The organism is Cloacibacterium caeni (assembly GCF_907163125.1).
Taxonomy (GTDB): Bacteria; Bacteroidota; Bacteroidia; order Flavobacteriales; family Weeksellaceae; genus Cloacibacterium; species Cloacibacterium caeni_B.
Genome location: NZ_OU015319.1, coordinates 2,969,447 through 2,979,886, shown reverse-complemented (window position 1 = coordinate 2,979,886; position 10,440 = coordinate 2,969,447). Strand labels below are relative to the sequence as shown.

Genomic DNA, 10,440 nt, shown 5'->3' with positions numbered 1-10,440 from the left:
TCGGGATTTTAATGGTATTTTCTTCCAGCAACAAGAGGTTTCCAGAGATGGTTCTCGCTACTCTTTTATCTGGATTGAGCAAAATTACATCGTCTAAATCATTTTCTGCAGCGTAGATTTCTGCATAAATATTTTCCGGCGAATGCGTTCTGATATTGCTCAAAATATTGGTATTTACTGAAATTTCTTTAAGCAAATCTATTTCAATATTTTTATGGATAGACAGTACATTTACATGAGGATTCAACTCAAAATAATATTGCACTGGCGTTCTAGAAGAAAGCACTTCTTCTCTGTTTCTAAACGCCATAAAAGTAATCACTCCCTTTTCTAAATTATTTTCAGAAATGGCTTTATTAAAGGTTTCTGTGAAAAATTCAAGGGTAAAAGAAAGCGGAATATTCATTCTCATTTTTCGCATAGAAGCCATCAAAAAAAAGTAGCATTCTTCTGCCATAATTAGCTGATGATTCTTAACAAAAAAATGAACTTTTACGGTATCTCCATTTAAAAATGCATTATTCTGAAGTACTATTTCCTGTGTTTTTTGTCCGTTTAGATAAATCATATTGTAATGATTTTAGTTATGAAAATTGCAAAAAAAATGATAACTGAAATTTCAATTATCAATCTTTTTACTTGGGTTGAAAGATTAAGCTGCGCCTAGTTTGATTTGTAGATTTTCGATGAGATTATCCCAATATAATCTGGTTTCCTCTTCATCTCCTTTTTCGCAGAAATCGGTAATATTAAGAGAAAGATCATTGGTAATCTCATCAATGACAATAGTCATTTCGAAGAAATATTTTGTTCCTTCGTCTTCTTCCCAACGGAAACGCACAAAAGATTCAGGTTTATATCTGATTAATGTCGCTTTTTCTGCGGGACCACCATTCCAACTGAAATAAAAGTCATCACCTCTTTCTACTGCTTCATCTGCAAACCATTCTGAAAGGCCTTCTGCAGTTGCCATATATTCATACAAAATCTCTGAAAGACAATGCATTGTATATTCAAACTGTACCTTATGTTTCATCATATTTTTACCATTTTTGGTGTCGCAATATATAAATTAATTTTATATATCTGCAACTATTTTTCGATAAAATCAATAATTTTTATATGAGTTTTCACATAAAAAAAAGAATTTTAAAAATTTAAAACCCCTTTTTTTGTTTATTTCTCATTTAAAGCTTCTAAAATAATTTCGCAGCCCTTTTTAATCTCTTCTTTGCTAATGGTTAACGGTGGAGAAATCCTCATAAATTCATTTCGGTAGAGTTGCCAAAAAACAATGAGTTCTTTTTCCATACAGCGCTTCGCTACGTCTAATGTATATTCTGGAGATTCTAATTCTACTGCGAGCATTAAACCTCTTCCGTTTACTTTTTTAATTTTCGGGTGAACCAATAATTCTCTGAACAATTTTTCTTTTTCTTCTACTTCATTCATTAAACCACTTTCTAAAACTTCTTTTAAAGTTGCATAACTAGCAGCTGCAATTAAAGGATTTCCTCCAAAAGTAGTAATATGTCCCAATTTAGGAGAATGCTGCAGCGATTTCATTATTTCTGCAGAGCTCATAAATGCGCCAACTGGAACTCCACCTCCCATTCCTTTTCCCATCACGAGAATATCTGGAACCATATCATAATGTTCGAAAGAAAACAATTTCCCTGTTCTCCCAAAACCTGGCTGAATTTCGTCAAGGATTAATAAAGCCCCAACTTCCTCACATCTTTTTTTCAAATTTTTGAAATAATTTTGAGAAGGTGTCAAAAAACCAGCCGCTCCTTGAATCGTTTCGGCGATTACACAAGCTGTTTTTTCAGTAATTTTAGAAAATTCTTCTTCATTATTAAATTCTATGAAAGTAATCATCGGCAACAAAGGACGAAATTCTCTCTTGTGAAACTCATTTCCCGAAACCGACAAAGCGCCATGAGTATTGCCATGATAAGAATTTTTCATGGAGATAATTTCTTCTCTTCCTGTATATCTTTTGGCTAATTTCAGTGCTCCATCAATCGCTTCTGCACCAGAATTTACCAAATAGGTAACTTCTAAAGGTTCTGGAGTAGCTTCTGATAAAAGTCTGCACAGTTCCACCGGTTTTTCCTGAGCATATTCTCCGTAAACCATTACGTGAAGATATTTATCTGCCTGTTCTTTAATTGCATTCACCACTTTAGGATGAGAATGTCCCAAAGTATTGGCAGAAACTCCCGCTACAAAATCTAAATAAGCTCTACCATCTTTTCCATAAATATAACTTCCTATTGCTTTTTCTACTTCGAAACCTGCTGCATAAGGTGTAGTTTGTGCTTGATATTTGAAAAATTCTTGTTTCATTTTGCAAAGATAAAGAAGATAAAAGTTGGAAGATGGAAGTTTTTAAAAAATTTTTTACAGAAATCACAAGATAATTTCATATTTCCAAATTCTAAATTTAAAGGTTTTTCCGTTTTTTTACTCTCGCTGATTCAGCAGATGAATAGATGCTGAATTTTTATTTGCAAAATTAGCGTAATCAGCGAGATATTAAAGTTTTACCGATATGTAATTAAGTTGTGACCTCTTATTTTTATTAAAAGTTTTGTTAAAGTAAAAATTGATTTCAAAAATAAAAAGTCGGACTAAAGTCCGACTCTATAGATTTATAGCTTTCTATCTCTTTTGATGGTTTTTGGTTTTTTCTTGGCTTCTTCTTTTTTACGAAGTTCTTCCGCTTTTTGGTACAGCGTATCGTCTGTTTCATATTTCACTTCTTCATAATTAGGCGTGTCTAAGAAAATATCTTCCCATTTCCGTGGTCGATCTTTGGTATTCCAATTAAAATCTGTGAATTTTCGTTTATCTGGAGCAATCATACTCATCGGGTAAATATCTGAATTGGCTCCAATATTACAAGAGAGAATCTGAATTTTTCTTTCTTCAAAAAGTGCTTCAATTTGTCCACAAGTAGAAAGTGCAATACCGATTCTATCTAATTTTTTGGTCTGCGCATCTTCAGAATCTGCATAAGTAATGGCTTGAGCGTTTCCTGTTACTTTGGCAATTTTAATTTCGTTGTTTTGATAAAAAACGGTCATTAAATTTCCTTTCACTTGATTGAACTCATCTTTCAACGTGAGAGAATCTGCTTTAGAAATTGCAAATGCATTTCCAATGACTTTTAGAGAGTCTATATTTTGTTCCGTTGTATTGAAATATGCTTCAATTTTATCTCCAGAAATTTGTTTTTCGCCACTCCAGAAAAGAGGTTTCACGTTTAAATGAAGAATTCCATCCGTTTCATTAAAGCTCAAAGAATCTGCTCTACCTTGTGCTTTGGTCATGAACAATCTCACTTTTTTATATCCACGAAGGAAACTTTTTTTCTTATTGGTAGAATCTAATTTTTGGTAACTTAAAAATCTTTCCGCAGCAATATAAGCTGTATCTTGATTCATAATTTTTACCGCATAAGGTTTTTGGGTAATCATCGCCGAATCTATTTTTTCGTAGATTTCTCCGTAACCACCGATGATGTAACGATTTTCCTTCGGGTCGTCTAATCTTACGTTTCCTTCTGCTTTACCAAAGCCTGTGAGTTGATTAAAAAACATTTTATCTCCTTTCAGAATTTTACCGTTGTAATAAATTCTAGAATTTTTATTGAGATACACTTGTTTTTCGTTCATGAGATACTTTCCATTTTCCGTGTAGACGTAATTAGAAGGTTTCTCTTTATTGATAATTGTTGTAGGCCCGAAAAACTCTGCAACATTGGTATTTTGATAATGTTTGATATTTTTTCCTTCTACTCTATATTGGGCATTATCAATAGTGTAATTATTGGTAAATTCATTGGTTTTAGAATCAATGAAATAAGTAGCAGACTGAGTCCACATGGTGTTTCTGCCATCATTAATGGTTCCACCAGAATTGAAATAAGCTGTATTTTTTACTCTGTCATAATACAAAACATCTGTAGAAATGGTTTGTTTCGCATCAGTAAGCACCACTTTTCCACGGGCAATTCCTCGTTGAGTATTTCCATCATACTCCATTTCGTTTGAGGTAATTCTGTTTCCGTCTGAAGTAACAAGCAAAACGTTTCCAATGGCTTTAGCAAAATTTTCTTTTTCGTAGAAAATCACTCGGTCTGCCGTCAACATTGCACCTTGGTGTTCGAATTGCACATTTCCTGTGAAGAAAGGATTTCCTCCGTACATGTCTGGTTTTCTTTCGAATAAATCTGAGTGAATGAAACGTACTTTTTGACCGGGCTGAACCGCTACATTGGTTTCTTTTTTGAAATAAGGGTCTTTTACTAAAGGTTCTTTGGAATTGAGTTTATCAATCTGCGAAAAACCTAAAGCATAAATAAAAATGAAGAGTACGAAAAGGATTTTTTTCATTATTTTTTTTTGTGTCCGTAAAAATATAATGAATGATTGTCAATTTTCACGCCAAACGCTTCTTCGATGGATTGTTTGATGCCCTGAATTCTAGGGTCGCAAAATTCTATAATTTCTTCAATCTCTTTGTCTGAGCCATCTTTGTAAATCACTAAATGGTCATGTTGCTTATCAAAATAAGATTTTTCGTAAGAAGATGAAGAAAGTGTCTTTTCGCCGAACTGGTGTTTACGAATCAAGCCTGCATCTAGAAAAATTTCTATAGTATTATAGATGGTTGCCTTAGAAACATGATATTTTTTATTAATCATGATGAGATATAAATCATCTACATTAAAGTGATGATCCATATTATAAATCTCTTCTAAAATGGCATATCTTTCTGGAGTGTTTCTGTAGGCTTTATCTTGTAAATATTGCTTCAGAACATCTTTTATTACACCTATATTTTTTTCTTTTTGAGTAGCTTCCATTGTTTTAATTGAAAAGCAAATTTATTAATTTTTAACTAATAAAAGGTAAATTTTAATGAGAGACAAAATCTAAAAACCTCAATTGCTTGAGGTTTTCATTTTATATTAAGAATCGTAACGTTTAAACTCCTCTAAAATAATTTTTTTCTCTCTTATCGGGTTATTGATTAGTGGTACAGATTCTACCAAAACATTATGCGGTGCTAAACCATACGCTTTGAAATCACTACTACCGATATATTTCACGAAATTATAGATATTCAAGGTGATTTTTTCTTTTACCGTCAATAAAAAGTCATTAATATAAACGTTATCAATAATCACATATTTTAAATCTGGCGGAATATTATGATTTCTAAGAGATGGGTGGCTACTTCTATCAGGAATAATACCTTCTTTCATCATATCAAATAACACCTGATTGAAATAATCATTGATTTTTCTATCAATTTTGAATCCTAAAAGGAAATTCACTTTATACACCGTTCCTGGCATTACCTCATCAATTGAATATTTATAGGTGAAAGGATCTTCTTGATTGATGATATTTAAAATAAAATAATGGTCTGCTCTTTTCGGCTGTGAGCGCATGATAGAATAAATAATTTTAGATTCTACCTCATCTTCTTTCTTCGCACGGCTTAAGAAAGCAAGATTGGTCGCATATTTCGGAATAGACTCATCTAGTTTAATGTCCTTGATGGTAGAAACATAATCTTTCAGTTTTACAAACTTGATGAAATTCTGCTTAATCATTCTACCATTATACCAAGCATACATACAAACTGCCACGAAACCTGCTAAGAAAACGGTAATCCAACCACCTTCGAAGAATTTAATGATGTTAGCACTGAAAAAACCTATTTCAATAGACAAATAAACCAAGGCAAAAATTGCTATAAAAATTTTATTCACTCTATTTCTCCACAACCATGCAATCAATAAGATGGTAGTCATCATCATGGTTACCGTAATAGATAAACCATACGCTGCTTCCATATGTACAGATTCTTTGAAATAGAATACTACAATTAGACAGAAAATAAGTAAACCCCAATTGATTCTTGGAATATACATTTGACCTTTTAAACCAGAAGGATATTGAATCTGTTGGAATGGCCAAAAGTTAAGAGACATCGCTTCTGAAAAAATAGTAAATGAACCTGTAATTAATGCTTGAGAAGCAATAATTGCCGCTGCTGTTGCTAAAATTACTGCTGGAATAATTAAATAATGTGGTAACATTCCGAAGAAAGGATTTGTTCCTGTGAAAACCATTCCGTAGTTATTTAGTAACCACGCACCTTGACCTAAATAGTTTAAAATCAACATGATTTTTACAAAAACCCAACTCACTCTAATATTTTTATAACCACAGTGTCCTAAATCTGAATACAAAGCTTCTGCTCCTGTAGTACAAAGAAAAACAGCCCCTAAAATCAAAATCGCACTAGGAGAAGTTACTATTAATTTATATGCGTAATAAGGATTAAATGATTTTAAAACTTCTGGATGTTCCATTAAATTCACCACACCGAATCCTCCTAAAAACAAGAACCAAATCACCATCACTGGTCCGAAGAACTTTCCAATAAAACTGGTTCCAAATTGCTGAACGACAAAAATTACAACCAGAATTACAGACGTCATTGCCAAAATAGAATTGATTCCTAAATCTAATCCTTTGATTTGCTTAAGACCTTCTATTGAAGCCATTACCGTAAGAGAAGGCGTGATTACCCCATCTGCAATTAATGCAGATGCTCCTACAATTGCAACGAGATACAACCATTTTGTTTTCATCTTTTTGACCAAAGAAAACAAAGCTAGAATCCCACCTTCACCTTTGTTATCCGCTCTAAGAGAAATAAGAACATATTTGATGGTGGTTTGCAATGTTAGTGTCCAAATAATACAAGAAAGTGCTCCTTCTATATATTCTTCAGAAATCATTTTAGCTTCTTTTCCAGACTTAATGATGGCACTCATTACATACAATGGTGAGGTACCAATATCTCCGAAAACAATTCCTAATGAAACTAAAACACCTATGAAAGTTAATTTTTTGGTGTCAAAATGATGACCTCCAGCTAAAACGTCTGACATTTTTCAAGTTTAAAAATAAATGCAAATTTAATCTAATTTCTAGAGGAAATACTTTTTCCTAAGAAAATTTTACATGAAATTAAAAAAGCGCAACCAAAAATGATTGCGCTTTTTTAAAATATGATTAAAGTTTTAAGATTTTACGTATAAAACGTTTTTAATCTCTTGTTTTACTTTTTCTAATTTCGGGAACCACTCTGCAAATAATGCTGCTGAATATGGAGCAGGAGCATCTGGAGTTGTAATTCTCTTAATTGGTGCATCTAAATAATCAAATGCTTTTTGCTGAACCATGTAAGTAATTTCTGAAGCTACAGAACCAAATGGCCACGCTTCTTCTAGAACTACTAATCTATTGGTTTTCTTCACAGAATTAAGAACTGTCTCATAATCTAGCGGACGAATTGTTCTTAAGTCTATTACTTCTACAGAAATTCCTTCTTGCTCTAAATCAGCTGCTGCTTGCATGGCTAATTTTAAGATTTTACCAAAAGAAACCAAAGTCACATCTTTACCTTCTTTTTTGATATCAGCTTTACCAATTGGGATGTAGTATTCTTCTTCTGGAATTTCCATTTTGTCTCCGTACATCTGTTCAGATTCCATGAAAATTACAGGGTCATTATCTCTAATTGCAGATTTTAATAATCCTTTTGCATCATATGGATTAGAAGGAACAATTACTTTAAGACCTGGGCAGTTTGCATACCAACTTTCAAAAGCTTGAGAGTGTGTAGCTCCTAACTGACCTGCAGAACCAGTAGGCCCTCTAAAAACGATTGGCACATTCCACTGTCCACCACTCATTTGATACATTTTCGCTGCATTAGAAATAATTTGGTCAATAGCCACCATAGAGAAGTTAAAAGTCATAAACTCTACTATAGGTCTATTTCCGTTCATTGCAGCTCCTACAGAAATCCCAGCAAAACCTAATTCTGCAATGGGTGCATCTATTACTCTTTTTGGACCAAATTCTGCTAACATTCCTTTTGAAGCTTTGTAAGCTCCGTTATATTCTGCTACTTCTTCGCCAATGAGATATATCGATTCGTCTTTACGCATTTCTTCGCTCATTGCTTCACAGATAGCCTCACGAAATTGTACTTCTTTCATTTTGATTAATTTGTTGAGTTGCAAATTTAAGGAATTTTTATCAAACTATTATGTATCAATTATTACTTTAGTCAACAAATAAAAAAGACACATCTTTTAGGACGTGTCTTGTTTGTTTTTATCTCTAAAATAGATTAATCTACTCTATGCCAAGTTTGGTTTCTACCGATTAATGAGATTCCTACGTAACCTCTTACATTCAGTTTATCACCGTTTCTGGTCACAGTACACTTGTACGTTTTTCCTTTTTTAGGATCTGTAATGGTTCCATCAGTAAATTCTGAACCGTCTTTCTTTAAACCTCTGATGATTTCTAAACCAACTAATGGCTTGTTTTTTCTATCATCTGTACATTTTACACAGTTGTTATTTTCTGGTTTTTGTAATAATTGTACAATTTTGCCATAATATTTACCGTCTGATTTTTTGAAAATTTCTACGATAGATTTAGGCTTCCCTGTTTCATCATCAATTGTTTTCCATTTTCCTTCAATCTGAGCATATGAAAGAACACTGAAGAATAAAGCGAAAAATGCGAATGCTAATTTTTTCATGTTTCTAATTTTAAATTTTTGCTAAAAGTAAATATTTTTTATTAAACAACAAATTTATTGTTATTCTTATCATACTAATAACAAAGCAAGTGCCAAAATTCGGAAAATTAAACACTAGTTTAATATCTCGATTAAATAAAGTTTTTTCAGCTTTTCATTTCTGGTTTTAGGATTCAGAAATTTTAGGGAAAGTTTAGTGATTTTAAAATGCGTTTCCTGATGAAGAATTTTATACGGTTGTGTAACATTTTGTAAATCATTTTCGTATACCAGAACTCTATCCCCTTTTTTCAACAGAGAAACGTCTTTTCTAGGCGTGTTTTGTTGGGTATAAAAATCAAAAGACCAGATTTCATAATCTTTCGGCATGAAAAGATTTTGGGTTGAAAGTTGATTTTTTTCAAAATATTGAGCCATTTTTAAACCACCTTGATATTGGGTCAAAACAGGATAAAACTGCGAATTGAGAAAAATATTAATGGTTATAGTAAAAAGCAAAGAGACCAAAACCCATCTTCTCACCATATTTCCTTTTTTGAAAATATAAAACAGTAAAGTTCCCACAAAAAACAAACCAACCACAAATAAAACCACTTCATGAATTCCTGTAAAATAATACGTGAGCAATAAAACGCCTACTAAACTTACCGAAATCACCACCAACTGAATCACCCAAAAAACTCTGGCTTTTTTCCATTGATTTTTTTCGAAAATTTCAAAAATATAAGAAGCGGTAAAAACAGAAAGAATCGGAATTAGTCCATTTAAATAATGAGGCAACTTAAATTTAGAAAAACTAAATACCAACATCACCAACCAGAACCCGCCTAAAGTTAAAAACTCTACACCTTCTACTTTTTTAAATCTTTTTTGAATCAAATTTTTAGTTCTTTCGAAAACACCCGTGTAAAATGCGATTGAAAAAGGTAAAAATGCCCAAAGTAATGTGTGAAAAAAGAAAGAATAATCAGGACTATTTTGCTCAAAACCTTTGGCTTGTAAACGATTTACACTTTGATTAAACAAAATAAATTCTACACCTTCGTTTCCAAATTGATGATAATATGCATACAAAATCGGTAAAATCCCCGCTCCAAAACTGAGTGCAGCAAAAATGATTTTCACATTAAAAAACCTCAGCCATTCTCTAGAATACAGCAAATAAGAAAATACCGAAAATCCTATAATCACAATCGCCATCAAACCTTTTGAAGAAAAAGCCAATGCTGTAAAAAACCCTGCTAAAATAACATTGCTGATTTTTTGTGTTTTGATAAAAGCTAAAAACTGCCAAATAGAAAGTGCAATAAAACCCGTCAAAACAGCATCTGTTCTTACATCGTGTGCAGAAAGTATAATCGTTTGTGACGCTAAAAATATGAGTGAAGCGGTATAACTTAGATTTTCATTTTTATACAATAAATCAGCTATCTTTTTAACAGAAAAAGCTGCTAAAAACAAGCATAAAATCGCTGGAATTCTATATGCAATATGATTAATTCCAAAAATTTTCATCGATAAAGCTGCGAGCCAAAAATGCAAGTGCGGTTTGTCTAGATAAGGATTATCTCCTTTATAAATTTCTAAAAAATTGTCAGAATTGGCCATTCTCATCGCCATTGTAGCATGTTGAGCAGAATCATTTTCCATCAATGGAATAAATAGCCCAACTAAGTACACCAAAACAAAGCCTACAAAAAGAAAAAAGATTTGATTTCTAGAAAGTAATTGATTTGGATTCATTATAAAAATCAGGTTTTTTAGTATTTTTGCAAAAATTTGCTTTGC

Annotated in this window: 9 protein-coding genes; all 9 read right to left on the bottom strand. The window is 32.3% G+C overall.

What is annotated here, in order from left to right; all coding sequences use genetic code 11:
- Positions 1–568 (bottom strand): aminotransferase class IV (locus tag KKQ79_RS13840; RefSeq protein WP_213190637.1); only part of this gene is annotated, 568 nt, incomplete at its 3' end.
- A gap of 84 nt (positions 569–652) precedes the next feature.
- Positions 653–1,039 carry an START-like domain-containing protein gene (locus KKQ79_RS13835; RefSeq protein ID WP_213190636.1) on the bottom strand — a complete coding sequence of 129 codons (387 nt, stop codon included), beginning with the start codon at positions 1,037–1,039 and terminating at the stop codon, positions 653–655.
- A 137-nt stretch (positions 1,040–1,176) separates the two neighbouring features.
- Complete coding sequence (locus KKQ79_RS13830) at positions 1,177–2,352, bottom strand: aspartate aminotransferase family protein (protein ID WP_213190635.1); 1,176 nt, start codon at positions 2,350–2,352, stop codon at positions 1,177–1,179.
- 305 nt (positions 2,353–2,657) lie between these two features.
- Positions 2,658–4,403 carry an OstA-like protein gene (locus KKQ79_RS13825; RefSeq protein ID WP_213190634.1) on the bottom strand — a complete coding sequence of 582 codons (1,746 nt, stop codon included), beginning with the start codon at positions 4,401–4,403 and terminating at the stop codon, positions 2,658–2,660.
- Positions 4,403–4,876 carry a Fur family transcriptional regulator gene (locus KKQ79_RS13820; protein WP_069798615.1) on the bottom strand — a complete coding sequence of 158 codons (474 nt, stop codon included), beginning with the start codon at positions 4,874–4,876 and terminating at the stop codon, positions 4,403–4,405. The genes KKQ79_RS13825 and KKQ79_RS13820 overlap by 1 nt, the downstream gene beginning before the upstream one ends.
- A 105-nt stretch (positions 4,877–4,981) precedes the next feature.
- Entirely contained in the window at positions 4,982–6,982 is a 2,001-nt protein-coding gene (locus KKQ79_RS13815) for a KUP/HAK/KT family potassium transporter (protein ID WP_213190633.1), read from the bottom strand.
- A 132-nt stretch (positions 6,983–7,114) separates the two neighbouring features.
- Positions 7,115–8,122, bottom strand: a complete 1,008-nt coding sequence (locus tag KKQ79_RS13810) for a pyruvate dehydrogenase complex E1 component subunit beta (RefSeq protein WP_347813938.1) — start codon at positions 8,120–8,122, stop codon at positions 7,115–7,117.
- A 110-nt stretch (positions 8,123–8,232) separates the two neighbouring features.
- The gene (locus tag KKQ79_RS13805) at positions 8,233–8,652 is read right to left on the bottom strand and encodes a DUF2147 domain-containing protein (protein WP_213190631.1); all 420 of its coding nucleotides are present in this window, start codon (positions 8,650–8,652) and stop codon (positions 8,233–8,235) included.
- A 114-nt stretch (positions 8,653–8,766) separates the two neighbouring features.
- Positions 8,767–10,395: an ArnT family glycosyltransferase gene (locus tag KKQ79_RS13800; RefSeq protein WP_213190630.1), complete on the bottom strand. Its 1,629-nt coding sequence runs from the start codon at positions 10,393–10,395 to the stop codon at positions 8,767–8,769.
- Positions 10,396–10,440 lie beyond the last annotated feature (45 nt).

Excerpts from the sequence above, each read along its gene's own strand:
- KKQ79_RS13815 (WP_213190633.1), bottom strand. The coding sequence starts at position 6,982 with ATGTCAGACGTTTTAGCTGGAGGTCATCATTTTGACACCAAAAAATTA.
- KKQ79_RS13830 (WP_213190635.1), bottom strand. The coding sequence starts at position 2,352 with ATGAAACAAGAATTTTTCAAATATCAAGCACAAACTACACCTTATGCA.
- KKQ79_RS13800 (WP_213190630.1), bottom strand. The coding sequence starts at position 10,395 with ATGAATCCAAATCAATTACTTTCTAGAAATCAAATCTTTTTTCTTTTT.
- KKQ79_RS13835 (WP_213190636.1), bottom strand. The coding sequence starts at position 1,039 with ATGATGAAACATAAGGTACAGTTTGAATATACAATGCATTGTCTTTCA.
- KKQ79_RS13820 (WP_069798615.1), bottom strand. The coding sequence starts at position 4,876 with ATGGAAGCTACTCAAAAAGAAAAAAATATAGGTGTAATAAAAGATGTT.
- KKQ79_RS13825 (WP_213190634.1), bottom strand. The coding sequence starts at position 4,403 with ATGAAAAAAATCCTTTTCGTACTCTTCATTTTTATTTATGCTTTAGGT.
- KKQ79_RS13805 (WP_213190631.1), bottom strand. The coding sequence starts at position 8,652 with ATGAAAAAATTAGCATTCGCATTTTTCGCTTTATTCTTCAGTGTTCTT.